22 protein-coding genes and 1 other RNA gene are annotated in these 24,896 nt (G+C 69.3%); all 23 read left to right on the top strand.

Going from position 1 to position 24,896, the window contains the following annotated elements:
- Positions 1-126: 126 nt before the first annotated feature.
- Entirely contained in the window at positions 127-1,329 is a 1,203-nt protein-coding gene (locus Q8M88_RS15475) for an acyl-CoA dehydrogenase family protein (protein WP_305598047.1), read from the top strand.
- A 24-nt stretch (positions 1,330-1,353) separates the two neighbouring features.
- A complete protein-coding gene (locus Q8M88_RS15470; RefSeq protein WP_305598046.1) occupies positions 1,354-2,502 on the top strand; it encodes an acyl-CoA dehydrogenase family protein in 1,149 nt (382 codons plus the stop codon).
- A 53-nt stretch (positions 2,503-2,555) separates the two neighbouring features.
- Entirely contained in the window at positions 2,556-3,446 is an 891-nt protein-coding gene (locus tag Q8M88_RS15465; protein ID WP_305598045.1) for a DMT family transporter, read from the top strand.
- A 1-nt stretch (position 3,447) separates the two neighbouring features.
- Entirely contained in the window at positions 3,448-4,167 is a 720-nt protein-coding gene (locus Q8M88_RS15460) for an N-acetylmuramoyl-L-alanine amidase (RefSeq protein WP_371132737.1), read from the top strand.
- Entirely contained in the window at positions 4,164-4,727 is a 564-nt protein-coding gene (locus Q8M88_RS15455; protein WP_305598044.1) for a GNAT family N-acetyltransferase, read from the top strand. The genes Q8M88_RS15460 and Q8M88_RS15455 overlap by 4 nt, the downstream gene beginning before the upstream one ends.
- Before the next feature lie 35 nt (positions 4,728-4,762).
- An RNA gene (gene rnpB, locus Q8M88_RS15450) (RNase P RNA component class A) lies at positions 4,763-5,164 on the top strand.
- 264 nt (positions 5,165-5,428) lie between these two features.
- Positions 5,429-5,896 carry a division/cell wall cluster transcriptional repressor MraZ gene (locus tag Q8M88_RS15445; RefSeq protein WP_305598043.1) on the top strand — a complete coding sequence of 156 codons (468 nt, stop codon included), beginning with the start codon at positions 5,429-5,431 and terminating at the stop codon, positions 5,894-5,896.
- Positions 5,893-6,825 (top strand): 16S rRNA (cytosine(1402)-N(4))-methyltransferase RsmH, encoded by a 933-nt coding sequence (gene rsmH / locus Q8M88_RS15440; protein ID WP_305598042.1) that lies wholly within the window; start codon positions 5,893-5,895, stop codon positions 6,823-6,825. The genes Q8M88_RS15445 and rsmH overlap by 4 nt, the downstream gene beginning before the upstream one ends.
- On the top strand, positions 6,822-7,145 hold the full coding sequence (locus Q8M88_RS15435) for a hypothetical protein (protein ID WP_305598041.1): 324 nt from the start codon (positions 6,822-6,824) through the stop codon (positions 7,143-7,145). The genes rsmH and Q8M88_RS15435 overlap by 4 nt, the downstream gene beginning before the upstream one ends.
- Complete coding sequence (locus Q8M88_RS15430; protein ID WP_305598040.1) at positions 7,142-8,893, top strand: penicillin-binding protein 2; 1,752 nt, start codon at positions 7,142-7,144, stop codon at positions 8,891-8,893. Before Q8M88_RS15435 ends, Q8M88_RS15430 begins: the two co-directional genes overlap by 4 nt.
- A complete protein-coding gene (locus tag Q8M88_RS15425; protein WP_305598039.1) occupies positions 8,893-10,359 on the top strand; it encodes a UDP-N-acetylmuramoyl-L-alanyl-D-glutamate--2,6-diaminopimelate ligase in 1,467 nt (488 codons plus the stop codon). Before Q8M88_RS15430 ends, Q8M88_RS15425 begins: the two co-directional genes overlap by 1 nt.
- Entirely contained in the window at positions 10,352-11,749 is a 1,398-nt protein-coding gene (gene murF / locus Q8M88_RS15420) for a UDP-N-acetylmuramoyl-tripeptide--D-alanyl-D-alanine ligase (protein WP_305598038.1), read from the top strand. Before Q8M88_RS15425 ends, murF begins: the two co-directional genes overlap by 8 nt.
- Positions 11,749-12,858: a phospho-N-acetylmuramoyl-pentapeptide-transferase gene (gene mraY, locus Q8M88_RS15415; protein ID WP_305598037.1), complete on the top strand. Its 1,110-nt coding sequence runs from the start codon at positions 11,749-11,751 to the stop codon at positions 12,856-12,858. Before murF ends, mraY begins: the two co-directional genes overlap by 1 nt.
- 19 nt (positions 12,859-12,877) lie before the next feature.
- Complete coding sequence (murD, locus tag Q8M88_RS15410) at positions 12,878-14,293, top strand: UDP-N-acetylmuramoyl-L-alanine--D-glutamate ligase (RefSeq protein WP_305598036.1); 1,416 nt, start codon at positions 12,878-12,880, stop codon at positions 14,291-14,293.
- Positions 14,290-15,462 carry a putative lipid II flippase FtsW gene (ftsW, locus tag Q8M88_RS15405; protein WP_305598035.1) on the top strand — a complete coding sequence of 391 codons (1,173 nt, stop codon included), beginning with the start codon at positions 14,290-14,292 and terminating at the stop codon, positions 15,460-15,462. The genes murD and ftsW overlap by 4 nt, the downstream gene beginning before the upstream one ends.
- 10 nt (positions 15,463-15,472) lie before the next feature.
- Complete coding sequence (gene murG, locus Q8M88_RS15400; RefSeq protein WP_305598034.1) at positions 15,473-16,570, top strand: undecaprenyldiphospho-muramoylpentapeptide beta-N-acetylglucosaminyltransferase; 1,098 nt, start codon at positions 15,473-15,475, stop codon at positions 16,568-16,570.
- 3 nt (positions 16,571-16,573) lie between these two features.
- Positions 16,574-18,007 (top strand): UDP-N-acetylmuramate--L-alanine ligase, encoded by a 1,434-nt coding sequence (gene murC / locus Q8M88_RS15395; RefSeq protein WP_305598033.1) that lies wholly within the window; start codon positions 16,574-16,576, stop codon positions 18,005-18,007.
- Positions 18,004-18,909: a UDP-N-acetylmuramate dehydrogenase gene (murB, locus tag Q8M88_RS15390; RefSeq protein ID WP_305598032.1), complete on the top strand. Its 906-nt coding sequence runs from the start codon at positions 18,004-18,006 to the stop codon at positions 18,907-18,909. Before murC ends, murB begins: the two co-directional genes overlap by 4 nt.
- 94 nt (positions 18,910-19,003) lie before the next feature.
- On the top strand, positions 19,004-20,383 hold the full coding sequence (locus Q8M88_RS15385) for a M20/M25/M40 family metallo-hydrolase (RefSeq protein ID WP_305598031.1): 1,380 nt from the start codon (positions 19,004-19,006) through the stop codon (positions 20,381-20,383).
- A gap of 36 nt (positions 20,384-20,419) precedes the next feature.
- Positions 20,420-21,397 (top strand): D-alanine--D-alanine ligase, encoded by a 978-nt coding sequence (locus Q8M88_RS15380; protein ID WP_305598030.1) that lies wholly within the window; start codon positions 20,420-20,422, stop codon positions 21,395-21,397.
- Positions 21,333-22,247, top strand: coding sequence for a cell division protein FtsQ/DivIB (locus Q8M88_RS15375; RefSeq protein WP_305598029.1), 915 nt, complete (start codon positions 21,333-21,335; stop codon positions 22,245-22,247). The genes Q8M88_RS15380 and Q8M88_RS15375 overlap by 65 nt, the downstream gene beginning before the upstream one ends.
- A 98-nt stretch (positions 22,248-22,345) precedes the next feature.
- Complete coding sequence (gene ftsA / locus Q8M88_RS15370) at positions 22,346-23,602, top strand: cell division protein FtsA (protein ID WP_305598060.1); 1,257 nt, start codon at positions 22,346-22,348, stop codon at positions 23,600-23,602.
- A gap of 217 nt (positions 23,603-23,819) precedes the next feature.
- Positions 23,820-24,896, top strand: a 1,077-nt coding sequence (gene ftsZ, locus Q8M88_RS15365) for a cell division protein FtsZ (RefSeq protein WP_305598028.1), incomplete at its 3' end; no start/stop codon positions are given.

The following is a 24,896-nucleotide window of genomic DNA, read 5'->3' as shown; positions in this document are numbered from 1 at the left end:
GCGAAGGGCCGGGGCTCGTTCGATGACGCGATCGTCAGCTTTTCATTGGGCATCGCTCCGCGTAGCGTCGGTGTTGACGAACAACGCGCGCAGACGCGTCAGGAAGCCGGTTCAGGGAGGTCAGCGATGAATCTCGATTTCACGCCGCAGGAGCGGGCCTTTCGCGATGAGGCCCGCAGCTTCATCGCCCAGCACTACCCGGCCGACCTCCGCGCCAGGCAGCACGGCGGCGAGCCCCTGACCCGCGAAGACTATTTGTCATGGCACCGCATCCTGGCGGCCAAGGGCTGGGTCGCGCCGTCCTGGCCGACGCAGTGGGGCGGCACGGGCTGGACCCCGACGCAGAAGTACATCTGGTCGGAGGAACTGGCCCGCGCCGACACCCTGCCGATCCTGCCGTTCGGGGTGAGCATGCTGGCGCCGGTGCTGCTGATGTTCGGGACGGACGAGCAGAAGCAGCGTTTCCTGCCCGGCATCCTGAATGGCGATGTCTGGTGGTGCCAGGGCTACTCGGAGCCCGGGGCGGGGTCGGACCTCGCCAGCCTGCAGACCCGCGCCGAGAGGATCACCGCCGACGACGGCAAGGAGTACTACGTCGTCAACGGCCAGAAGACCTGGACGACGCTGGGCCAATTCGCCGACTGGGGCTTCTTCCTGGTCCGCACGGATCCGAGCGCCAAGCCCCAGGCCGGCATCAGCTTCCTGCTGATCGACATGAAGTCGCCTGGCGTTACGGTACGCCCGATCATCACGCTGGAGGGCGGACACGAGGTCAACGACATCTTCCTCGACAATGTGAAGGTCCCCGTCGATCAGCGCATCCATCAGGAGAACCAGGGCTGGACTTGCGCCAAGGCGCTGCTGGCGCATGAGCGTTCAGGCATCGCGGGCGTGGCGCGCTCCAAGCGGGCGCTGGAGAAGCTGATCCAGATGGCGCGCACAGAGCGCTCAGACACCGGCGGACCGCTGCTCGAAGACGCGTTCTTCCGCCGCAAGGTGGCGGAGCTGGAGATCGACCTGACCGCGCTGGAGTTCACCGCGCTGCGGACGCTGGCCGGCGAGAGCAGCGGCAAGGGACCTGGACCGGAGTCCTCGATCCTGAAGATCCGCGGCACCGAGATCCAGCAACGGCTCAACGAACTGGCCCTGGAGGCGGCGGGAACCTACGGCGCGCCGCATCTGCCGGAAGGCGGACACAACGCGCCCGTAGGACCGCATTACGCGCGCGGCCTCGCCGGAAGCTACTTCAACGGCCGCAAGACCTCGATCTACGGCGGCTCCAACGAGATCCAGCGCAACATCATCGCCAAGATGGTGCTGGGCCTCTAGCGCGGACGAGCGGGGAGAACGCTTATGGACTTCAGCTTCACCGACGAACAATCCATGCTCCGCGATAGCCTCGCGAGCTACCTGCGCGACCACTACAGCTTCGAACAGCGCCGCGATGCGCTGCGCAGCGAGGCGGGCTGGCGGCCGCAGGTGTGGAAGGCGTTCGCCCAGGAACTCGGCATCCTCGGCGCTCTGTTCGAAGAGGCCCACGGCGGCCTGGGCGGCGGCGCGATCGAGTCGATGATCATCATGGAGGAGTTCGGCAAGGCGCTGGTGGTCGAACCCTATCTGGGGACGGTGGTGATCGGCGGCGGCTTCCTGAAGCGCGCGAGCCAAGCGTCATGGGCGGGCGAGATGATCGGCCGGATCATCGAGGGCGAGGTGGTGATCGCGTTCGCCTATGCGGAGCCGCAGTCGCGCTACGCCTGGACCGATATCGCCACCACCGCCCGGCGCGAGGGGCAGGGCTATCTGCTGAACGGCCACAAGGCGGTGGTGGTCGGAGCGCCGTGGGCGAGCCACCTGATCGTCACCGCGCGCACCGGCGGCGGCCAGCGCGAGGGGCAAGGCGTGTCGGTGTTCCTGGTCGAGCGGGACACGCCCGGCGTGACCTTGCGCGACTATCCGACCGCCGACGGCCAGCGCGCCGCGGAGGTGTTCCTGGAGAACGTCTCGGTCCCGGCGACGGCATTGATCGGGCCCGAAGGCGCGGCCGCGCCTCTGGTCGAGCAGGTGATCGATCAGGCGATCGCCGCGACCTGCGCGGAGGCCGTGGGCGTGCTGCGGCGACTGCAGGAGGGGACCGTCGAATACACCCGCCAGCGCCGGCAGTTCGGCCAGCCGATCTCGGAGTTCCAGGTGCTGCAGCACCGCATGGTGGACATGTACATCCACCTGGAGCAGTCGGTTTCGATGACCTACATGGCCCACATCCGGCTGGACGAGGACGCGACGGAGCGGGGCAAGGCGGCCTCGGCGGCGAAGGTGCAGATCGGCAAGGCCTGCCGCTTCATCGGCCAGAACGCCATCCAACTCCACGGCGGCATGGGGATGACCGACGAGCTGGCGATCGGTCACCATTTCAAGCGCGCGACGATGATCGAGAGTGCGTTCGGCTCCACCGATCACCACCTGGCGCGCTATGAGGGGCTTTCGCTGGGGCGCGCCGCCTGAGCGCCGCCGATTGCGGTTGCCGCGAGGCCTGCAATCGCGCTTAAGCGCTAGGCATGGCGCTGCGCGACTTCCTCCTGCTGATGATGGTCTGCCTGATCTGGGCGACGAACAACATCGTCAGCAAATATGCGGTGAGCGTGCTGAACGCGCCGCCGCTGTTCTACGCGGCCATCCGCTTTGTGATCGTGTTTCTGGCGGTGTTCCCCTGGCTGCTGCCCGCCCCTAAGCCGCTCGGCAGGATCATCGTCATCGCCGTGCTGATGGGCGGCGGCAGCTTCGCCCTGGTGTTCGTCGGCCTGAAGACCGCCACGCCGTCGGCCGGGGCCGTGGTCGGCCAGATCGGCGTTCCGATCACCACGCTCCTTTCGTTCCTGCTGCTGGGTGAGCGGATGAGCCTGCGCCGCGCGATCGGCGTCGGCATGACGCTGGCGGGCGCGCTTGTGGTGATCTGGGACCCGCACGGCGTGAAATTCTCCACCGGCCTGTTGTCCATCGCCGCCGCGGCGCTGGCTGGATCGGTGGGCTCGGTGCTGATGAAACGGGTCGAAACCCTGCGGCCGTTGCAGTTGCAGGCCTGGGTCGGCCTCTCGTCGATCCCGCCGCTGCTCGCCGCCTCGGCGGTGTTTGAACAGGACCAGCTCAAGGCCACCCTGGCGGGCGGTTGGCCGATGGCCGCCGCGGTGCTCTACTCGGCGCTGGTGGTCTCGGTGCTGGCTCACACAGTCTACTACGTGCTGATCCGTCGCTATGAAGCCAACCTCATCGCGCCGCTGACCCTGATGACGCCGCTGGCCACGATCGCGCTTGGGGTGTTGATCTTGCAGGACCCTTTCGGCCCACGCATGGCGTTGGGCGCATCGCTTGCGCTGGTCGGCGTGCTGGTGATCGTGGCGCGGCCCAATCTGCTGGCGGCGAAGCTTCAATCGATGCGGCGCGGAGACTGACGTGGACTTCATCGACGCACTGTCGCCGAACTTCGACGCCCGCAAGGCGCCGCCCAGCATGGTGCTGCTGCACTACACCGGCATGCCAAGCGGGGAGGCGGCGCTGGAGCGCCTGCGCGATCCTAACGCCAAGGTGTCGGCCCATTATCTTGTCGAGGAGGACGGGCGGCTGTTCCGCCTGCTGCCCGAGGAGCGGCGGGGATGGCACGCGGGCGTCAGCTTCTGGCGCGGCGAGCGCGATGTGAACGGCGCCTCGATCGGCGTCGAGATCGTCAATCCGGGTCACGAGTTCGGCTATCGGGCGTTCCCCGAAGCGCAGATCGCTACGGTGATCGCCCTGGTCGGCGACATCCGCAGCCGTTGGACGATCGACGACGGCGCCATCGTCGGCCATTCCGACGTTGCGCCCGACCGCAAGGAAGATCCGGGCGAACTGTTCCCCTGGAAGCGGCTGGCGCAGGCCGGCCACGGCCTGTGGGCTGAGCCGGCCGCCGCGCCAGGCGGTCCACTTGGGCTCGGCGCGACCGGTCCAGGCGTGTTCGCCCTGCAGGCGGGCTTTGCGCGGCTGGGCTATGAGAGCGCGCCGTCGGGAACCTACGATCCGCACACCGCCGCGGTGGTCACCGCGTTCCAGCGGCACTGGCGCCCCTCCAAGGTCGACGGGATCGCCGACGGCGAGACGCGGGCCCGACTGATCGCCCTGCTGCGCGAACCGCGTTGAGCCAGATCGTCGACCTCGTCCGTGAGCCGCTGATCGTACACACGCCGCGGCTGATGCTGCGCCCGCTGGAGTCGCGCGATGCAGCGCAGTTGCTGGCGTTGTTCGCCGATCCGGCGGTGACGGAGTTCATGGACATCGCGCCGATGACCGATCTCGCGGAGGCGGCGGGCGTCGTTGATTGGGCCAACGATCGGCGGGCGCATAACGCTGGCGTGCGCTGGGGCGTGCGGATGGCCGGGGAGGAGCGGCTGCTGGGGACCTGCGGTTTCAACCTGCTCGAACTCGACCGCGGGCGGCGCGGCGAGGTGGCCTATGATCTCGCCCCGGCGCACTGGGGGCAGGGGCTGGCGTCCGAGGCGCTGAGCGCGGTCATCGGCTTCGGCGCGCAGCGGCTTGGCCTGCATCGTCTGGAGGCGATGGTGACGCCAGGCAACACGCGCTCGGTGCGGCTGTTGGAGCGCCACGGCTTCGTCCGCGAAGGGGTGTTGCGTGACCATGGGTTCTGGAAAGGGCGGTTCTGGGATCAGATGATCTACGCCCGCCTCGCGCCATTCGATTGACGCGGGCGTCGGGCGCCCTCAGATTCATCGGCGGATCAGACGGCCGGGCGGTCGCTCTCGCTTTGCGGCGAGGGAGGAAAGTCCGGGCTCCACGACGAGATGGCGGCGGGTAACGCCCGCCGGGGGCGACCCCAGGGACAGCGCCACAGAAAGCAAACCGCCCTGCGAGCGATCGCCGGGTAAGGGTGAAAGGGTGCGGTAAGAGCGCACCGCGGCTCCAGCAATGGAGGCGGCACGGCAAGCCCCGCCAGGAGCAAGACCGAATAGGGACCCCGCGCCGGCGCAAGCCGGCAGGCCTTCGTCGGCCGAGGGGTCCGGGTAGGTCGCGAGAACCGTCCAGCAATGGGCGGTCCAGAGGAATGGCCGCCGCGTCCGCCTGCGCCCGCAAGGGTGAAAGGCGGGCGACACAGAACCCGGCTTACAGGCCGTCTGATCCCACTCCCATCATCTGCCCCTCGCTATAGTTAAAGCGTTCGATGTATGTTCTGTGAATAGTTTACACGCATTAACCAAACTGGCCTGCGACATCTTTGGATTCGTGAATAATAGTCATTGGGAGTCATTGTCTCCCGTTTGATCCCATGTTAACCCAGTCATCATCCGCTAACCAAACCGATCCGTCGCTTTCGGGGCAGTGACGGGAAATCGGAGCGGACGTACGGGGCGGCCATTTCGGCCGGCGGACAGGGGCTGGGCCGGAGATGTTTCTCTCGACCTTCGAGAAACAGCTGGACGCCAAGCGGCGCATCGTGGTGCCGCAGGAATTCCGCGCCCTGGCGTCAGGCCCATTCGACGGCGTGTTCTGCTTTCCGTCCATCGAGGCCGATTGCATCGAGGGCGGCCACCAGGCGCTGTTCGACCGCTACCGCGGCGTGATCGACGAGCTGGATTTCGGCGATCCGCTGCGCTCGGCCCTGGAGACCTCCGTGCTGGGCGGCATGGCGCGGCTGTCGTTCGACACCGCTGGCCGCATCACCTTGCCCGAGACCCTGTGCGACATGTTCGGCCTGACCGACTGGGTGACCGTCGTCGGCATGGGCGAACGCTTCCAGATCTGGTCCCGCGACGCCTTCCAGGCGCACCGCTCGGCCCAGCGTGACCTTGCCCGCGACGGCCTGGCGCAGATGCGCGCCCAACAGCGCGCCGCACGCGTGGGTTCCGCCGTATGAGCCCAGCGCACCGTCCGGTCCTGCTCGACGAGGTCTCCGCGGCGCTGCAGGCCGGTCCCGGCCAGTTGATCGTCGACGGCACTTTTGGCGCTGGCGGCTACAGCCGGGCGTTCCTGGAGGCCGGTGCGAGCGTCCTGGCGTTCGACCGCGATCCGACCGCGCGCCGCTTCGCCGATGGCCTGCCGGCCGATCGGTTCAGGCTGGTCGAGGCGAATTTCTCCAATATGGACGAGGTCGCCGGCGAGGCCGCTGTGGACGGCGTGGCGCTGGACCTGGGCGTCTCGTCGATGCAGCTCGACGAAGCGGAGCGAGGCTTCTCGTTCATGCGTGACGGGCCGCTTGACATGCGCATGGGCGCAACGGGGCCCACCGCGGCCGATCTGGTCAACGAGACAGAGGCCGAAGAGCTCGCGCGCATCTTCTTCGTCTACGGTGAAGAGCGGAAGTCGCGGCGGATCGCCGGCGCCATCGTGCGCCGCCGCGCCGAGCAGCCCTTCACCCGCACCGCTGACCTGGCCGAGTTCATCGAACGCGTGCTGGGCGGCCGTCGCGGCGCCAAGACCCATCCCGCCACCCGCGCCTTTCAGGGCCTGCGGATCGCGGTCAACGATGAGCTGGCCGAACTCGAGGCGGGCCTGGGCGCCGCCGAGCGGGCGCTGAAGACCGGCGGGCGGCTGTGCGTCGTCACGTTCCATTCGCTGGAAGATCGAATCGTCAAGTCGTTCCTCTCGGTACGGGCCGGCAAAACCTCGGCCGGTTCGCGTCACGCGCCGCCGGTTGAGGCGGGGGCCCCGCCCAGCTTCGATCTGCTGTTCAACGGCGCGCGGGGGCCGTCCGACGCGGAGCTGGACGCAAATCCGCGTTCGCGTTCGGCGAAGCTCAGGGCTGCGGTGCGCACCGCAGCTCCCGTCTGGAGGCAAGCGGCATGAGCCTGTTCAGTCGCAGGGTGCGGGGTTTCCGCCTGGTCGACATCATGGCGTTGGCCCTGCTGATGCTGATCATCCTGGGCGTCTACCTGGCCAAGACCGTGGCCGGGCGCGAGCGTGCCGAGATCGCCAAGGTCGAACGCCTGATCGGCGCCGAGAAGTCGCGCATCCGCCTGCTCGACGCTGAGGTGGCCCACCTGGAGCAGCCCTCGCGCATCGAACACCTGTCGACCTCGTTCCTTGGTCTGGCCCCCACCAACGCCAAGCGAGAAACCACGTCTGACGATCTGCCGAGGATCGCCGGCAAGGGGGTTGGGCAATGAGCGTCGGCCTGCATTCCTTTGGATCCAGCCGCGGCTGGCGCTGGCTGACCTCGCGCCTGTGGGGCTTGGAACACGCCTTCGAGCGCGCCAAGGCCGCCGGGCGCGCCGAGGACGACACCCGCATTCGGATCTTCTTCGTGCTGGCGCTGTTCGCCGCGGGCTTTGTGACGCTCGGCCTGGGCGCGACACGCGCTGCGCTGTTCTCGCCGGCGCAGCGCATCGAAGGCTACGCCTACGGGCCCGGCGGCGCGCGCGCCGACCTCGTCGACCGCAATGGCCGCATGCTGGCGGCCGACCTGCTGCATTACGGACTCTATGTCGACCCGCGCGAGATCTGGGACACCGCCGAGACCCGCCGCGCGTTGCGCCAGGTGCTGCCCCACGTCGAGGCCGCGCGGCTCGACCGCGCGTTACATGGCCAGAAGCGCGTCTTTTTGGTCGGCGGCCTCACTCCGGAGGTGCGCGCCCGCATCCACGATTTCGGGCTGCCTGGCGTCACCTTCGAGCCTGAGCAACGGCGGCTCTATCCGCTCGGCCCCACGGCGGCGCACCTGGTCGGCTTCGCCGACAGCGGCGGCCAGGGCCTGGCCGGCGCCGAGCTGGCTCTGGACGACGCGGTGCGCGCCGGTGCGGCCGAGCACCAGTCCGTGCCGCTTTCGATCGACCTGCGGGTCCAGGCGGCGCTGGAGGACGAGCTGTTCACCGCCGCCGCCGCCCACCAGGCCATCGGCGCGGTCGGCATCGTCACAAACGTCCACACCGGCGAGATCCTGGGCATCGCCAGCTATCCCTCGTTCGATCCCAACGACGCCGGCAAGACCCCGCCCAATGCGCTGGTCAACCGCGCGGCGGCCTCGGTCTATGAGATGGGATCGATCTTCAAGGTGTTCACCATGGCCATGGGCCTGGACTCGGGGTCTGCGACGCTGGCGTCGACGTTCGACACCCGTCAGCCCATAAAGATCGGCGGGCAGACGATCCACGACTACCACGCCGAGAACAAGATCATGTCGGTGGCAGACATCTTCCTGCACTCGTCGAACATCGGCACCACCAAGCTCGCATTGCAGGCGGGCTCCGCCAATATGCAGCGTTATTTCAAGAAGTTCGGCCTGCTCGATACGGCGCCGGTCGAGCTTCAGGAGAGTGCGCGACCGATCATCCCGCGGAACTGGAACGACAATACCGTGGCCTCCGCCTCGTTCGGTCACGCGATGTCGGTGAGCCCGCTGGCGGTCGCCGCCGGCATGGGCTCGGTGCTGAATGGCGGGACCTATGTGCCGCTGACGATCAAGCCGATGAAACAGGGTTCCAGACCTGCCGGTGAGCGCGTGGTGTCGGAGGAGACCTCACGCGCCATGCTCAGCCTGATGCGCCTGAACGTGATCCGCGGCACCGGCGGCAAGGCCGACGCGGCGGGACTGCGGGTCGGCGGCAAGACCGGCTCCGCCGAGAAGGTGCTGGGCGGCCGCTACGTTCGCGACAAGCTGGTGTCGTCGTTCGCCGCGGTGTTCCCGACCGACGGTCCGCTGGAGGCCGACCGCTACTTCGTACTCATCCTGATGGACGAGCCCAAGGGCACGACGGAGACCTATGGCTTCGCCACCGGCGGCTGGACCGCGGCGCCGCCGGCCGGCCGGGTGATCGACCGGATCGGGCCGTTCCTGAACGTCGCGCGTCGCGCCGACCCAGTGGCCTTTGATCCCAAGACGGTGACGCCCGAACAGATCAATGCAGGCGAGCACTGATGGGCGTACGGCTCTCCCAGCTGCTGCAACGCGACCTCGACGCCGATCCGGTGATCGAGGGCGTCACCGCCGACAGCCGCAAGGTGCGCCCAGGGTTCCTGTTCGCAGCCCTGCCCGGCGCCAAGGTGGACGGCCGCGAGTTCGCGCCGCGCGCCGTGGCCGCCGGCGCGGCCGCGGTGCTGTGCGGGCGCGAAGTGGATGACCTGACCGCCCCCAGCATCGTGGTCTCTGATCCGCGCCGCGCCTATGCGCTGGCCTCGGCGGCGTTCTGGGGCGCCCAGCCAGCGACCTGCGTCGCGGTCACCGGCACCAACGGCAAGACCTCGGTCGCGGCTTTCTGTCGCCAGATCTTCTCGGCCGCCGGCCACAAGGCGGCCAGCATGGGCACCCTGGGCGTTCGGGTGAGCGCGCCGCGAGGCTCCGCCGCCGCCGACGAGCAGGTGACGCCGCCCGGCCTCACCACGCCAGACGCCGCCGACGTCGCCGAGCTGATGGCGGGCCTGGCCGAGCGCGGCGTGACCCATCTGGCGCTGGAAGCCTCGTCCCACGGCATCGACCAGCGACGCCTCGACGGCGCGCGCCTGACGGCGGCGGGGTTCCTCAACCTGACCCAGGACCACTTGGACTACCACGGCACCATGGGCGCTTATCGGGCGGCGAAGCTGCGCCTGTTCGACACCTTGCTGCCGCGCGGCGCAACCGCCGTGCTGAACGCCGACTCCGACGCCTACGAGGCGTTCGCCGCCGCGGCGCTGGGGTCCGGCCGCTCGGTGATGTCGGTGGGCGAAAAGGGGCAGGGGCTGACCCTGGTCGAGCGTGTCGCCACGCCCGACGGCCAGCGCCTGACCATCCGCTATCAGGGCCGCGATCTGACGGTGCGCCTGCCGCTGGCGGGCGCCTTCCAGGCGTCGAACGCGCTGGTGGCGACGGGCCTGTGCCTCGCGGCCGGCGTCTCCTTCGAGACCATCCTCGGCGCGCTGGAGACCCTGGAGGGAGCACCGGGCCGGCTGCAGCGGGTCAGCGGCGGCGTGCGCGGCGGCGAGGCTTATGTCGACTACGCCCACACGCCCGACGGGCTGGAGACGGTGCTCAAGGCGCTGCGCCCGCATGTGCGCGGCAAGCTGATCGTGGTGTTCGGCGCTGGCGGCGACCGCGATCGGGGTAAGCGCCCGCTGATGGGCGCGGTGGCCGCCGAGCTGGCCGATGTCGCCATCGTCACCGACGACAACCCGCGCAGCGAGGTCCCGGCCTCGATCCGCGCCTCGGTGCTGGAAGGCGCCAAGGGCGCACGCGAGATCGGCGACCGCCATGAGGCCATAGCCGCAGGCGTCGGCCTGCTGGGCGACGGCGACGTGCTGGTGGTGGCCGGCAAGGGCCACGAGCAGGGTCAGATCATCGGCGACCAGGTGTTGCCGTTCGATGACGTGACCGAGGTCGCGAAGGCTCTGGGGCAGGTCCATGGCTGAGCCGCTGTGGACCGGACGCGAGATCGCCGAGGCCGTCGGGGGACGTCTGGAAGGCGGCGACTTCTCTGTGGGCGGCGTATCGATCGACAGCCGCAGCCTGGAAGCGGGCGAACTGTTCGTCGCCCTGGCGGGGGTGCGTGACGGCCACGAATTCGTGCCCACGGCGCTTGGCCGCGGCGCCGCCGGCGTGCTGGCCTCGCAGTCCGTTGAGGCGCCGGCCGTGCTCGTGGAAGACACCTTCAAGGCGTTGGAAAAACTGGGAGAAGCTTCGCGCGATCGTGCTGCGCAGGCGCGTCGTGGCGCGGTCACCGGGTCGGTCGGCAAGACCAGCGTGACCCAGGCCGTGCGGGTCGGGCTGACGCTGGCCGGGCGCTCGCACAGCTCGGTGAAGTCCTACAACAACCACATCGGCGTGCCGCTGACGCTGGCGCGCATGCCGCGCGATACCGAGCGGGCGGTGTTCGAGATCGGCATGAACCACGCCGACGAGATCTCGCCGCTGTCGCGCATGGTGAAGCCGCATGCGGTGGCGATCACCACCGTCGGTCCGGTGCACGTGGAGAACTTCCCCGACGGCGAGGCTGGCGTTGCGCGCGCCAAGGCGGAGATCTTCGCGGGCCTCATGCCTGGCGGCGTAGCCGTGCTGAACGCCGACAACGTCTGGTTCGACTTCCTTAACCGCGAGGCGCTGGCCGCCGGCGCCCAGGTGCGCGCCTTCGGTTCAGGGCCGAATGCGGCCGCCTCGCTGATCGACTTCCGGCCCAGGGCGGGCGGCGCGGTCGTCACCGCGCGGATGGATGATGAGCGGCTGGAGTTCCCCATCCGCCAGAGCGGATTCCACTGGGGGCTGAACAGTCTCGCGGTGCTGCTGATGCTCGAGGCGCTGGACGTCACCCGCGACGACGCGCTGCGGGCCCTGGAGGCCTTCGAGCCGCTGGAGGGCCGAGGCGCCGAGCGTGACGTTCGTATTCCCGGTGGCGCCTGCACCCTGATCGACGAGAGCTACTACGCCAATCCGATCTCCATGGCCGCGGCGCTGGCCTCGCTCGGCGCGCGCCAGCCCAAGGGGCGGCGGATCGTCGCGCTGACCGACATGCTGGAACTGGGCGAGGAGGCTCCCGCCTATCACGCCGCCGTAGCGAAAGCCGTCGAAAGCGCGCGGATCGACCAGGTGTTCTGCGCCGGGCCGTTGATGAAGCATCTCTGGGACGCCCTTCCGCCGACTCGTCGCGGGCGTTACGCCGAGACCGCGGCCGAAATCGCGCCGCAGGTCGCCCACGCCGCAGAGCCTGGCGACCTGGTGATGGTCAAGGGCTCCAATGGATCGAAGGCCGGCGTCATCGCCCAGGCCCTCGCCGCGCTGGACGCCGCGCCCAGGGAGGCCGGCTGATGTTCTATTGGCTCTATGAGCAGCTGTCGGCGGCGGGACACGTTCCGGTCTTCAACATCCTGAAATACCTGACGTTCCGCACCGGCATGGCGATCTTCACGGCGCAGCTCGTGGTGGTCGCCCTGGGCTCGCGGTTCATCCGCTTCATGCAGGCCAAGCAGGGCAGAGGCCAGCCGATCCGCAGCGACGGCATCGAGCGTCATATCGTCGAAAAGGCCGGCACGCCGACCATGGGCGGCATGATGATCCTGGCCGGGCTGATCGTCGCCACCCTGCTGTGGGCCGATCTGCGCAACCCCTACGTCTGGGCGGTGCTGCTGGTGACCTCCGGTTACGGCGTGCTGGGCTTCCTCGACGACTACGCCAAGGTCACCAAGCAGACCACGGCCGGCATCTCCGGCAAGGTCCGGCTGGCGCTGGAGGTGCTGATCGCGGTCGCCGCGGTGTGGATCATCATCACCTTCGGCGCGCGACCGCCGGAACAGCCGAACCTGGCGACCTCGGTGGCGTTCCCGGTGTTCAAGGGCCTGCTGGTCGACATGGGTTGGTGGTACCTGGCGTTCGGGGCCTTCATCATCGTCGGCGCGGCCAATGCGGTGAACTTCACCGACGGGCTGGACGGGCTCGCCACGGTGCCGGTGATGATCGCCGCCGCCGCCTTCGGCCTCATCGCCTACCTGGTCGGCAACTTCGTGTTCGCCGGCTACCTGCAACTGCACTTCGTGCCTGGCGTGGGCGAGGTGGCGGTGTTCTGCGGCGCGATCATCGGCGCTGGCCTTGGCTTCCTCTGGTACAACGCCCCGCCCGCCAAGATCTTCATGGGGGACACCGGTTCGCTGGCCCTGGGCGGGGCCGTGGGCGCGGTGGCGGTCGCCACCAAGCACGAGATCGTGCTGGGCGTGATCGGCGGGCTTTTCGTACTCGAGACACTGTCGGTGATGATCCAGGTGGTCTCGTTCAAGCTGACCGGCCGGCGCGTGTTCCGCATGGCCCCGATCCACCACCATTTCGAGAAGCTCGGCTGGTCGGAATCCACCGTGGTGATCCGCTTCTGGATCATCGCGGTGATGCTGGCGCTGCTGGGCCTCGCCACCCTGAAACTGCGTTAGGGAGGCGGGACGACACCTCATGGTTCCGGTGCGCGGGTTCGAAGGCAGGAAGGTGGCGGTGTTCGGTCTCGCCCGCACCGGGCTTGCGGCCGCGCGCGCCCTGATCGCCGGCGGCGCGCAGGTGGCGCTGTGGGATGAGAAGGCCGCCGCACGCGACGCCGCCAAGGCCGAGGGCCTGCCGCTCGAGGACCTGACCACCGCCGACTGGAGCCACTACGCCGCGATCATGCTGTCGCCCGGCGTGCCGCTGACCCATCCGACCCCCCACTGGACCGTCGAGAAGGCCAAGGCCTCCGGCGTCGAGATCGTGGGCGACATGGAGCTGTTCGCCCGTGCGGTGAACGCCGCCCCCGAGCACAAGCGCCCCAAGGTGATCGCGGTCACCGGCACCAACGGCAAGTCGACGACGACGGCGCTGCTGGGTCACATCTGCAATGTCGCCGGACGCGACACCCGGGTCGGCGGCAACATCGGTCTCGGCGTGCTGGGGCTGGAGGACATGCACGGCGGCGCGGTCTACGTGCTGGAGATGTCGTCCTATCAGCTGGACCTGACGTCGAGCCTGAAGGCCGACTCCGCGGTGCTGCTGAACGTCTCGCCCGACCATCTCGACCGTCACGGGAGCATGGAGGGCTATGTCGCGGCCAAGCGGCGCATCCTGCTCAACCAGGGCAAGGGCGACACCGCGGTGATCGGCGTCGACGATCCCTGGGGACAGCGGATCTGCACCGAGGTGACCGCCGCCAACCGCCGCACCATCGTGCCGATCTCGGCCAGCAAGGCGATGGGCCGCGGGGTCTATGCGCTGCAGGGCCTGCTGTACGACGCCACCGGCGAGCGCGCCGTGGAGATCGTCGACCTGCTGCGCGCCCGCTCGCTGCCCGGCCGCCACAACTGGCAGAACGCAGCCGCCGCCTACGCCGCGGCCCGCGGCGTCGGCATTCCGGCGGAGGACGCGGCCGAGGGACTGATGACCTTCCCGGGTCTCGCTCACCGCATGGAGACCGTGGGCCATGTCGGCCGCGTACGCTTCGTCAACGACTCCAAGGCCACCAACACGGACGCTGCGCGCCAGGCGATGTCGAGCTATCCGAAGTTCTTCTGGATCGCCGGCGGCCAGCCCAAGGCTGGCGGCGTCGAAGGGCTCTCCGATCTCTTCCCACGCATCGAGAAGGCCTATCTGATCGGCGAGGCCGCGCCGGCCTTCGCCCAGACGCTGCGCGGCAAGGCCGAGTTCGCCGAGTGCGGGACCATCGCCGCGGCTGTGGCCCGCGCCTATGCCGACGCCTCGGCCAGCGGCCAGGACGCGGTGGTGTTGCTGTCGCCGGCCTGCGCCTCGTTCGACCAGTTCACCGATTTCGAGGCCCGCGGGGAGGCGTTCCGCGCCGCCGTGGAATCCCTGGGAAAGCTTGAAGCCAAAGGAGCGCGCGCATGAGCGCATCCCCAGCCCACGCCTTCGCCCGCAGCGACCGCTCGCCAGTCGGCGTGTGGTGGTGGACCATCGACCGCTGGCTCCTGGGCGTCGTCGCCGTGCTGATCGGCCTCGGCGTGCTGCTGTCGTTCGCCGCCAGCCCTGCGGCGGCCGCGCGGATGAACGTCGGCGATCCGTTCCACTTCGCCGTGCGCCAGTGCGTGTTCGCCATGGGCGCCGCGGTGATCCTGGTGGGCGTCTCGATGCTGGAGGTGAAGGCGATCCGCCGGGCGGCGTTCTTCATCTATCTGGCGGCGATCGCGGTGATGATCGCGCTGCCGTTCATCGGCCACAACGCCAAGGGCGCGACACGCTGGCTGGAGCTGGGCGGGTTCACGCTACAGCCGTCGGAATTCATGAAGCCGGCGCTGATCATCCTGGTCGCCTGGATGTTCTCCGAAGGCCAGAAGGGGCAGGGCGTGCCGGGGGTGACCATCGCCTTCGCGCTCTATCTGGTGTCGGTCGGCCTGCTGCTGATCCAGCCGGACGTGGGCCAGACGGTGCTGATCACCGTGGCGTTCGGCGCCGCGTTCTGGATGGCCGGCGTGCCGCTGTCGTGGGTGATGCTGCTGGCTGGGGCCGCGCTAGCGATGCTGTCCAGCACCTATTTCCTGTTCGGCCACGTGGCCAGCCGCGTGAACCGCTTCCTCAGTCCCGACAAGGCCGACACCCATCAGGTGGACCGCGCCGCCGAGGCCATCGCCGCCGGCCATGTCTTCGGTCGCGGCCCGGGCGAGGGCGTGATGAAGCGCCACGTCCCCGACTTGCACACCGATTTCATCTATTCCGTCGCCGCGGAAGAGTATGGGCTGGTCTTCTCGCTGCTGCTGATCTCGCTGTTCGCCTTCGTGGTGATCCGTGGGCTCTACAAGGCGATGAAGCTGTCGGACCCTTTCGAGCAGGTGGCAGCGGCCGGGCTGTTCGTGCTGGTCGGCCAGCAGGCGTTCATCAATGTCGCGGTGAACCTCAACCTGATTCCGACCAAGGGCATGACCCTGCCGTTCATCTCCTATGGCGGCTCGTCGATGCTGGCCATGGGCCTGACTTTGGGCATGGCGCTGGCGCTGACGCGGCGGCGACCCGGCGCCTACACCCAGGGCGATGGGCTGGCCAAGGGCGGCGGTTTCACCTAGTCCGGCGGCCATGCGCAAGATCGCCGTCGTCGCCGCCGGGGGCACCGGCGGACACCTGTTCCCCGCCCAGGCGCTGGCCGAGGCGCTGATCGCGCGCGGCTGGCGCATCGTTCTGGCCTCCGACGCCCGGGTCGCCGCCTTCGCCGAGGACTTTCCGGCCGAACAGCGCATCGGGCTGTCGGCGCGCACCTTCCGCCGGGGCGACCCTGTCGGCATGGCGCAGGCGGGCCTGGCGATCGTCGGCGGCGTCATGCAGGCGCGCCGGGCGTTCAAGGTGATCGATCCCGCCGTCGTGGTAGGCTTCGGTGGCTATCCCTCGGTGCCGGGACTGCTGGCCGGGATCACCCAGGGCCGACCGACGGTGGTGCACGAACAGAACGCGGTGATGGGCCGCGCCAACCGCCGCCTGGCCGCTCATGTGACCACCGTCGCCTGCGCCTTTCCCGTGCTGCAGAAGGCCCCGCCGAAGGTCGCCAAGCGGGCGATCGTGGTCGGCAATCCGGTGCGGCCCGAGATCCGAGCCATCGCCGACGCGCCTTATGAGACGCCGAAGCCTGGAGAGCCGCTACGCCTGCTGATCACCGGCGGCAGCCAAGGTGCGCGGCTGATCTCCGAACTCGTGCCCAACGCCATCGCCGCCTTGCCGGAGAGCTTGCGCGACCGCTTGTCGGTGCAGCAGCAGACGCGGCCGGAATCCATGGAGATCGCCCAGAAGATCTACGCGGACGCCTGCGTCGAGGCGGAGATCGCGCCGTTCTTCCGCGACATGGCCGGTCGGCTGAAGGCGGCGCATCTGGTGATCGGACGCTCCGGTGCGGGCAGCGTCTGCGAGTTCGCGGCGGCGGGTAAGCCGGCGATCCTGATCCCACTGGCCATCGCGCTGGACGACGACCAGGGCCAGAACGCCCGCCTTCTGGCCGACGCGGGGGGCGCGGAAATCCTGCGCGAGAGCGCGCTTACGGTCGACAGCCTGCGGGAAGTGCTGGCCCGCCTGCTGGGCGATCCAGCCGCCCTGGCCAGGATGGCGGCCGCCTCGCGCTCGGTCGCCAAGCCGGACGCCGCCGAACGCCTCGCCGACGTCGTGGAGCAAACCGCGCAAGTCCGCTAAGGCATGGCCATGAACCGACGTCCCGTCCCCTTCGAACTCGGCCCCGTGCACTTCATCGGCATCGGCGGCATCGGCATGAGCGGCATCGCCGAGATCATGCTGCGCATCGGCTACACCGTGCAGGGGTCCGACGCGCGCGCCAGCGCCAACACCGAGCGACTGGAGAAGCTGGGGGTCAAGGTGTTCATTGGCCAGGACGCGGCCAACGTCGAACACGCTTCGGCGGTGGTCTATTCGACGGCGATCAAGGCCGACAACGTAGAGATGGCCGCGGCGCGCGAACGACGTCTGCCGCTGGTCCATCGAGGCGAAATGCTCGCGGAGCTGACCCGCCTTCATTACTCGGTGGCGGTGGGCGGCACCCACGGCAAGACCACCACGACGTCGATGGTGGCGGCGCTGCTGGACGCCGGCGGGATGGATCCGACCGTGGTGAATGGCGGGATCATCAACGCCTATGGCACCAACGCCAAGGTCGGCGAGGGCGACTGGATCGTCGTCGAGGCCGACGAGAGCGATGGCACCTTCCTGAAGCTCAAGTCGACCTGTGCGATCGTCACCAACATCGACCCCGAGCATCTGGACCACTACGGCGACTTCGACTCGGTGAAGCGGGCGTTCCAGCAATTCGTCGAGAATGTGCCGTTCTACGGCTTCGCCGCGGTGTGCACCGACCATCCCGAGGTGCAGGCGATGGCCGCCCGCGTCGAGAACCGTCGGGTGATCCCCTACGGCGTCAATCCGCAGGCCGAGGTGCGGGCCGAGAACATCACCATGGGGCCGGACGGCTCGCGCTTCGACGCGGTGTTCGATCCTCACGACCCGCAGATCCAGGTCGAGCGGTGGGACGACCTGCACCTGCCGATGGCCGGGCACCACAACGTCATGAATTCGCTGGCCGCCATCGCCGTCGCGCGCGAGCTGGGTGTGGGCCAGGACAACATCCGCAAGGGGCTGACCGGGTTTGCGGGCGTTGGCCGGCGGTTCACCACCGTCGGCGTGGCGCGCGGCGTGCGGATCATCGACGACTACGGTCACCATCCGGTGGAGATCGCCGCGGTGCTGCGCGCGGCGCGCGCGGTGACCAGCGGGCGGGTCGTGGCGGTGGTCCAGCCGCACCGCTATTCGCGGCTGCACGACCTGTTCCAGGAATTCTGCGCCTGCTTCAACGACGCCGACGTGGTGGTGGTCTCCGACGTCTACACCGCCGGCGAGACGCCGATCGAGGGCGCCAACCGCGACTCCCTGGTGGAGGGCCTGCGCCGCTTCGGCCATCGTCGCGCCCTGCCGTTGTCGGGGGCCTACGACCTCGCCCGCGTGGTCGGCGAGGAAGCGCGCGAGGGGGATCTCGTCGTTTGCCTGGGCGCTGGCGACATCACCGCCTGGGCGCACGCGCTGCCGGCGCAGCTCGAGGCCCAGGCCCAGCCCTCGACATGAACTGGCGCGACCGCCTGCCGCCTGTGCGGGGAACGCTGCTGCGAGACGAGCCGTTGGCGCCGTTCACCTGGTTCCGCGTGGGCGGACCTGCCGAACTGGTGTTCCTGCCCGAAGACGAGGACGATCTGGCCGGCTTCCTGGCTGGCCTGGACCCCGGCGTGCCGGTGACGCCGCTGGGCGTCGGCTCCAACACCCTCGTGCGCGACGGCGGAGTGGAGGGCGTGGTGATCCGCCTGGGCCGCGGTTTCGCCAGGGTCGAGCCGCGGGGCGAGGCGAGGATCTTCGCCGGCGCCGCGGTGCCCGACGCCATCGTCGCACGCGACGCGGCGAGGGCGGGGATCGCGGGGCTGGAGTTCTACCGCGGCGTGCCTGGCGCGATCGGCGGCGCCTGCATCATGAACGCCGGCTGCTACGGCGCGGAGACCAAGGACGTGCTGGTGGAAGCCTACGCGGTCACCCGCGCAGGCGACCGGCTGACGCTGTCCAACGCCGAGATGGCGTTCAGCTATCGCAAGTCGGCGAGGGCGGCGCAGGGCGACCTGATCGTCACAGGCGCGCTGTTCCAGGGGACGCCCGACGAACCGGCCGCCATCGAGGCGCGGATGGGTGAGATCACCGCCAAGCGCGAGCAGTCGCAGCCGATCCGCGAGAAGACTGGCGGCTCCACGTTCAAGAACCCGCCCGGACGATCGTCGTGGAAGCTGATCGACGACGCGGGCTGGCGCGGCAAGCCGTTCGGCGGGGCGATGTTCTCACCGCTGCATACGAATTTCCTGATCAACACCGGCGAGGCGAGCGCCGCCGACCTGGAGGGCCTGGGCGAGGCGGTGCGCGCCGACGTGAAGGCCAAGTTCGGCGTAGACCTCGAATGGGAGATCAAGCGGATCGGTCGGCCTGCGTGATCCGCACCTTGAGCGGCCTGGACATCGATCCGGGGCGCAGGCCAAGCTGGGCGCCCGCCCGATCTTCCGATGTGAGCGCGCCATGAAGCCCAGCATGAACCTTCCGCTCGCCGCTCTGGTGATGGGTCTGGCGTTGGCGGGGCCCGCCGCGGCCCAGGACCTCGCGGCCGGCGCGGTCGAGGTGCGCGAGCGCGCCCTGAAGGACACCACCGCCTGGGACATCGTGGAATCGCTGACCACAGAGGTCGGCGCCCGCCCGACCGGCTCGCCCGCCATGGAGCGCGCCAAGGACTGGGGTATCGCCAAGCTGAAGGCGCTGGGGTTCCAGAACGTCCACGCGGAGCCCTTCGTGGCCGGCGCCTGGACGCGCGGACCCGAGAGCGCCGAGGTCGTCGCGCCCTACGCCCAGAAGCTTCAGATCCTTGGCATGGGCCGATCGCCTTCGACGCCGCGTGGCGGAATCGAAGGCGAGCTCGTGTTCTTCGACTCGCTGGAGGCGCTGACCGCGGCGCCTCTGGGATCGCTGAACGGCAAGATCGCGGTGATCAACCAGCCGATGCTGAAGGCGCAGGACGGCTCCGGCTACGGCTTCCTCAACCGCAACCGCACGCGCGGGCCGGGGGAGGCGTCGAAGCGCGGGGCGGCGGCCTTCCTGGTGCGCTCGCTGTCGACCGACGACACGCGCCTGCCGCACGCCGGCGCCCTGACCTGGCCGGAAGGCGTCAAGCCGATCCCGGCCGCGGCGCTGTCCGTGCCTGACGCCCAACTTCTCGACCGCATGGCGGCGCGCGGCGCGCCCGTGCGCGTGCGGCTGAACATGACCTCGACCATGACCGACAAGGCGCTGGCCTGGAACGTGGTGGGCGAGATTCCCGGCTCTGCGCCGGGGGAAATCGTGGTGGTCGGCGGACATCTGGATTCCTGGGACGCCGGGACCGGCGCGATCGACGATGCGGCCGGCGTCGCCATCACCACCGCGGCGGCCAAGCTGGCGGGCTCGGCGCCCGGCGGCCTGCGCCGCACGCTGCGCGTGGTGATGTGGGGCGCCGAGGAGATGGACTACAGCGGCGCGGCCTACGCTGAAGCGCACAAGGACGAGGTCGCCGCCATGGTGATGGTGGGCGAAAGCGACACCGGGCCTGGCCCCGTTTGGCGCGTGCGCCTGCCGAAGGGCTCGGCTCAGCACCCGGCGATGCGGGCGTTCACCGCGGCGCTGGCGCCGCTCACCGTGGTGGTCGCGCCCGAGCCCTCGACCTTCGGCGGCTCCGACGTGGCCGGCCTGATCAAGCTGGGCGCGCCGGTGGCGAGCCTGAGTCCGGATGCGACACGTTATTTCGACCTGCACCATTCGGCCGACGACACGCTCGACAAGATCGACCCGCGCGATCTCGCCCAGAGCGTCGCAGTGTGGGCGAGCTTGCTCTATGCGGTGGGCGCCAGCGACGTGGACTTCCGCGCGCTGGCGATCCAGTAACCGCGCCGTCGACACCCGACTCTCAAGAGGATTCCCATGGCCCTACCGCTCGCCGGACACCACGTCGCCGTCCTGCTGGGCGGGCTGTCGTCAGAGCGTGAGGTCAGTCTCGTGTCGGGCGCGGCCTGCGCCGACGCCCTCGAGCAGTTGGGCGCGAAGGTGACCCGGGTCGACGCGGGCCGGGATCTGGCCGCAGTACTGACCAGCCTGAAGCCCGACGTCTGCTTCAACGCCTTGCACGGGGAATGGGGAGAGGATGGCTGCGTCCAGGGCGTGCTGGAGACGCTGGGCCTGCCCTACACCCACTGCGGGGTGCTGGCCTCGGCCCTGGCGATGGACAAGGCCAAGTCCAAGGCGGTGCTTGCGGCGGCGGGCGTCACAGTGCCGGGCGGTGGCCTGTTCAACCGCTTTGAGGCGGCGGCCTCTCACGTGATGGCGCCCCCCTACGTCGTGAAGCCGAACGCCGAGGGCTCCTCCGTAGGCGTGTTCATCGTGCAGGAGGGCGCCAACACCCCGCCGCAGGAGATCGCCGAGCCCTCCTGGACCTACGGCGAGGAGGTGATGATCGAGCCCTATGTGCGCGGCAAGGAACTCGCCGTCGGCGTCATGGACGGCAAGGCGATGACGGTCACCGAGATCATTCCGCGTTCAGGATTCTACGACTTCCACGCCAAGTATGGCGAAGGTGGTTCGGAGCACGTGATTCCCGCCAGCTTGCCGACAGAAGTCTTTGAAAAGGCAAAGAAACTGGCTGAGCGCGCGCATGCGGCGCTGGGCTGCCGCGGGGCGACCCGTTCGGACCTGCGTTATGACGACATTAACGACATTCTGGTCCTTCTGGAGGTGAACACGCAGCCCGGCATGACGCCCACCTCGCTCGTCCCCGAGCAGGCGGCGCATCAGGGCGTGCCGTTCGACCGTCTGGTGCTTTGGATAACGGAGGACGCCTATGCCCGCAGCTCTGCGGGGGGGATCGCGAACGCAGGCGAAACCCCGGGTAAAGGCGCCCGCTAGTTCCCCGAAGTCGCGGGCTCAGCAGAGCCGCGGCGGCGTCTACACGCCTGGCAAGCTGGGCACGGCGCAAGGCGTCGGACTGTCTCCCCATCATGCGCTGCTGGCCGCCGGCGGCGTGCTGGCTGTGGCGCTGATCGCCACCCTGGCCACCGGTCATCGCGGCGAGCGGGCCGGCGCCGACATCTCGGCGCGGATCGACAAGATGTTCGCCAGCCTGGGCTTCCGGGCGCGCGCCGTGCACGTCGAGGGCGCCTCGGCGCTGGCGATGCCGGACATCCTGCAGGCGGCCGGCGTCTACAAGGATCAACCGCTGCTGGGCATGGACCTGGAAGCGATGCGCAAGCGCGTCGAACAGGTCGGCTGGGTCAAGCAGGCGCGGATCGTGCGCCTGTTGCCCGTCACCATGGTGGTGGCGGTGGTCGTGCACTATCAACTGGCGGTCTGGCAACACGGCGGCAAGAGCCTGGTGGTCGACGACCATGGCCGGGTCATCCCCGAGGCGGACGCGGGGCGCTTTCCGGGCTTGCCCCTGGTGGTCGGCGAGGGCGCCAACGAGCACGCGCCGGAGATTCTACCGGCCATCGCCCAGCGTCCGCGCCTGAAGGATCGACTGGAAGCCCTGGTGCGCGTCGACGACCGCCGCTGGGACCTGCGGATGAAGGACGGATCGCTGGTGCAGCTGCCGGCGGTCGGAGAACAAGAGGCGCTGATGCAGCTGGACCAACTCGATCAGCGCACGCGGATCCTGGAGCTCGGTTTCGAGCGCATCGATCTGCGCGATCCGGACATGGTGGCCGTTCGGCCGCGCGACGGGGCCCTTCCGGGCCAGCTCGTCGCCGGCGGGGCGTGAGGGACTTGGTGGGTGGAGCGGTGAAATTGGCGACGCGGGTCGAGGAACGTAAGGACACGCGCGAGGGCCTGAAGGCCGCGCTGGGACGTGCGCCAGTGATGGCGGCGGTGGATCTGGGGGCCTCGAAGGTCACCTGCTTCATCATGAAGCCGGAGGGCGTTCGTCGCGCGGACCGCACCCTGACCTGCGCCGGCGTCGGCTATGTGCAGTCGCGCGGCGTGCGCAGCGGCGCGATCGTCAATCTGGACGAGGCCTCGGAGGCCATCGCCCAGGCGGTGGAGCGGGCCGAGAACGTCGCGGGTGTGAACGTCCAGGGCGTCACGGTGGCGACCTCGGGCGGGCAGTTGACCAGCAGCCGGGTCGCCGGGCGCGTTTCGCTGGGCGCCAAACCGATCTCCGACAACGACCTGGTGCGCGGCATTCAGGCGGCGCTGGGCCAGATCCGGCTGCCCGGCCGTCGCGCGGTGCATATCCTGCCGATCGCCTGGGCGGTGGACGGACAGGGCGGGGTGCGCGATCCGCGCGCCATGTTCGGCCGTACGCTTAGCGTCGAACTGCTGGTGGTGTCGATCAGCGAGGCGGTGATCCAGACGTTGGCGGCCAGCGTCGAGCGCGCGCACCTGCAGTTCGAGGGCGTGGTGGCGGCGCCGTTCGTCTCGGCGCTTGCGGCGCTGGAAGAAGACGAGATGGACCTCGGCGCGGTCTGCATCGACATGGGCGGCGGATCGACGTCGGCGGCGGTGTTCTCCGGCGGCAGCGTGGTCCACGTGGACACCATTCCGGTCGGCGGCCAGCACGTCACCCAGGATATCGCTCGCGGGCTTTCGACGTCGATCGCCGGCGCCGAGCGCATCAAGACCCTGCACGGTTCGGCCATCGCCTCGGCCAATGAGGACCGCGAGATGATCGAAGCCCCGCCGCGTGGCGACGATCCGGGCGCGGGCCCGGTGGTCGCGCCGCGGTCGTTGCTGAAGGGCATCATCGCCCCGCGCGTCGAAGAGACGCTGGAGCTGCTGCGCGACCGGTTGAAAGCCTCGGGCGCGCCGCTCGAAGCCGGTGCGGGCATCGTGCTGACCGGCGGCGCTTCGCAACTGGCTGGCGTGCGCGAAGTCGCCGTGCGGGTGTTCGACCGTCCCGTTCGGCTGGGACGGCCGCGCCGCGTGCCCCACCTGGCGGACGCCGCCTCGGGTCCCGCGTTCTGCGCGGCGGCCGGCGTGCTGCATCGTTCGGCCTTCGGACCGCGCGAAGCGGTGTCGGCCAGGGCGCTTGCGTCGGCCAAGCTGCGCCGCGAGGCTCTGGACCCTGGCGCCAACCCGGTGGCCAAGGCCGCGGCCTGGTTGCGTGAAAATCTTTAGCCGCCAGGTTGTCGCAGCAGCGCGCCGGAGACGTGCGCTACGCCTTGCGCAGCAAGAAAAATGAGCTGTTTACGCGGGTCGACGGACCTCCGAGTCAGTGTATGCGGTTAACTCGCAATTAAGGATGCTGGTCGCCTAGTTAACCCATCCTGAAGGATGCGTCGGCAACGCGGGTCGCCGGCGCCTTGCATTGAATCTGGCGGAGGACGCAGGCCCCATGGCAATCGCACTTTCAGCGCCGCGGGCGACGGAATTGAAGCCGCGCATCGTGGTGTTCGGCGTCGGCGGGGCCGGCGGCAACGCAGTCAACAACATGATCGAGGCCGGCCTCGAAGGGGTCGAGTTCGTCGTCGCCAACACCGACGCCCAACAACTGGCGTTCTCCAAGACCGACCGCCGCATCCAGCTCGGCGTGCAGGTGACCCAGGGTCTGGGCGCGGGCGCGCATCCGGAAGTCGGCATGAGCGCGGCCGAGGAGTCGATCCCCGAGATCGGCGAGAACCTCGACGGCGCCCACATGATCTTCATCACCGCCGGCATGGGCGGCGGCACCGGCACCGGAGCCGCCCCGATCATCGCCAAGTGTGCCCGTGAGCGCGGCATCCTGACGGTCGGCGTGGTCACCAAGCCCTTCACCTTCGAAGGCCGCCACCGCATGCGGCTGGCCGATGCGGGCATCGCCGAGCTGCAACGCTACGTCGACACCCTGATCGTCATCCCAAACCAGAACCTGTTCCGCGTCGCCAACGAACGCACGACCTTCGCCGAAGCCTTCGGCATGGCCGATCAGGTGCTGCACTCCGGCGTGCGCTCGATCACCGACCTGATGGTGCTGCCGGGCCTGATCAACCTCGACTTCGCCGACGTCCGCACGGTCATGACCGAGATGGGCAAGGCGATGATGGGCACGGGCGAGGCGACCGGCGACGACCGCGCGCTGATGGCCGCCCAGAACGCGATCCAGAACCCGCTGCTGGACGAAGTGTCGCTGAAGGGCGCCAAGGCCGTGCTGGTCAACGTCACCGGCGGCATGGACATGACCCTGCTGGAAGTCGACGAGGCCGCCAACGCCATCTCCGAACAGGTCGACCCGGAAGCCAACATCATCTTTGGCGCGGCCTTCGACCCGAGCCTGGACGGCATGATCCGCGTGTCGGTGGTCGCCACCGGCATGGATGGCGCGTCTATCGCCGCCATCGAGCCCAAGGTCGAGCGCCGGTCCCTGGCGGCCGACCCGCTGCGCGCCGACGTCGCGGCCAGTGCTGTCGCCGCGCCGGCAGAGCCGGTGATTGCC

This window comes from Phenylobacterium sp., from assembly GCF_030693805.1.
Taxonomy (GTDB): Bacteria; Pseudomonadota; Alphaproteobacteria; order Caulobacterales; family Caulobacteraceae; genus Phenylobacterium.
Note: the sequence above shows the minus strand (reverse complement) of the source record. Positions and strands in the feature narration are given on the sequence as shown.

What these genes read in the sequence shown, in the direction of transcription:
- ftsW (WP_305598035.1), top strand. Translation starts at nt 14,290, where the DNA reads ATGAGCGCATCCCCAGCCCACGCCTTCGCCCGCAGCGACCGCTCGCCA.
- murG (WP_305598034.1), top strand. Translation starts at nt 15,473, where the DNA reads ATGCGCAAGATCGCCGTCGTCGCCGCCGGGGGCACCGGCGGACACCTG.
- Q8M88_RS15380 (WP_305598030.1), top strand. Translation starts at nt 20,420, where the DNA reads ATGGCCCTACCGCTCGCCGGACACCACGTCGCCGTCCTGCTGGGCGGG.
- murC (WP_305598033.1), top strand. Translation starts at nt 16,574, where the DNA reads ATGGCCATGAACCGACGTCCCGTCCCCTTCGAACTCGGCCCCGTGCAC.
- Q8M88_RS15445 (WP_305598043.1), top strand. Translation starts at nt 5,429, where the DNA reads ATGTTTCTCTCGACCTTCGAGAAACAGCTGGACGCCAAGCGGCGCATC.
- Q8M88_RS15425 (WP_305598039.1), top strand. Translation starts at nt 8,893, where the DNA reads ATGGGCGTACGGCTCTCCCAGCTGCTGCAACGCGACCTCGACGCCGAT.
- Q8M88_RS15475 (WP_305598047.1), top strand. Translation starts at nt 127, where the DNA reads ATGAATCTCGATTTCACGCCGCAGGAGCGGGCCTTTCGCGATGAGGCC.
- Q8M88_RS15385 (WP_305598031.1), top strand. Translation starts at nt 19,004, where the DNA reads ATGAACCTTCCGCTCGCCGCTCTGGTGATGGGTCTGGCGTTGGCGGGG.
- rsmH (WP_305598042.1), top strand. Translation starts at nt 5,893, where the DNA reads ATGAGCCCAGCGCACCGTCCGGTCCTGCTCGACGAGGTCTCCGCGGCG.
- murD (WP_305598036.1), top strand. Translation starts at nt 12,878, where the DNA reads ATGGTTCCGGTGCGCGGGTTCGAAGGCAGGAAGGTGGCGGTGTTCGGT.
- Q8M88_RS15435 (WP_305598041.1), top strand. Translation starts at nt 6,822, where the DNA reads ATGAGCCTGTTCAGTCGCAGGGTGCGGGGTTTCCGCCTGGTCGACATC.
- Q8M88_RS15430 (WP_305598040.1), top strand. Translation starts at nt 7,142, where the DNA reads ATGAGCGTCGGCCTGCATTCCTTTGGATCCAGCCGCGGCTGGCGCTGG.
- mraY (WP_305598037.1), top strand. Translation starts at nt 11,749, where the DNA reads ATGTTCTATTGGCTCTATGAGCAGCTGTCGGCGGCGGGACACGTTCCG.
- Q8M88_RS15470 (WP_305598046.1), top strand. Translation starts at nt 1,354, where the DNA reads ATGGACTTCAGCTTCACCGACGAACAATCCATGCTCCGCGATAGCCTC.
- murB (WP_305598032.1), top strand. Translation starts at nt 18,004, where the DNA reads ATGAACTGGCGCGACCGCCTGCCGCCTGTGCGGGGAACGCTGCTGCGA.
- Q8M88_RS15465 (WP_305598045.1), top strand. Translation starts at nt 2,556, where the DNA reads ATGGCGCTGCGCGACTTCCTCCTGCTGATGATGGTCTGCCTGATCTGG.
- Q8M88_RS15375 (WP_305598029.1), top strand. Translation starts at nt 21,333, where the DNA reads ATGCCCGCAGCTCTGCGGGGGGGATCGCGAACGCAGGCGAAACCCCGG.
- ftsA (WP_305598060.1), top strand. Translation starts at nt 22,346, where the DNA reads ATGGCGGCGGTGGATCTGGGGGCCTCGAAGGTCACCTGCTTCATCATG.
- murF (WP_305598038.1), top strand. Translation starts at nt 10,352, where the DNA reads ATGGCTGAGCCGCTGTGGACCGGACGCGAGATCGCCGAGGCCGTCGGG.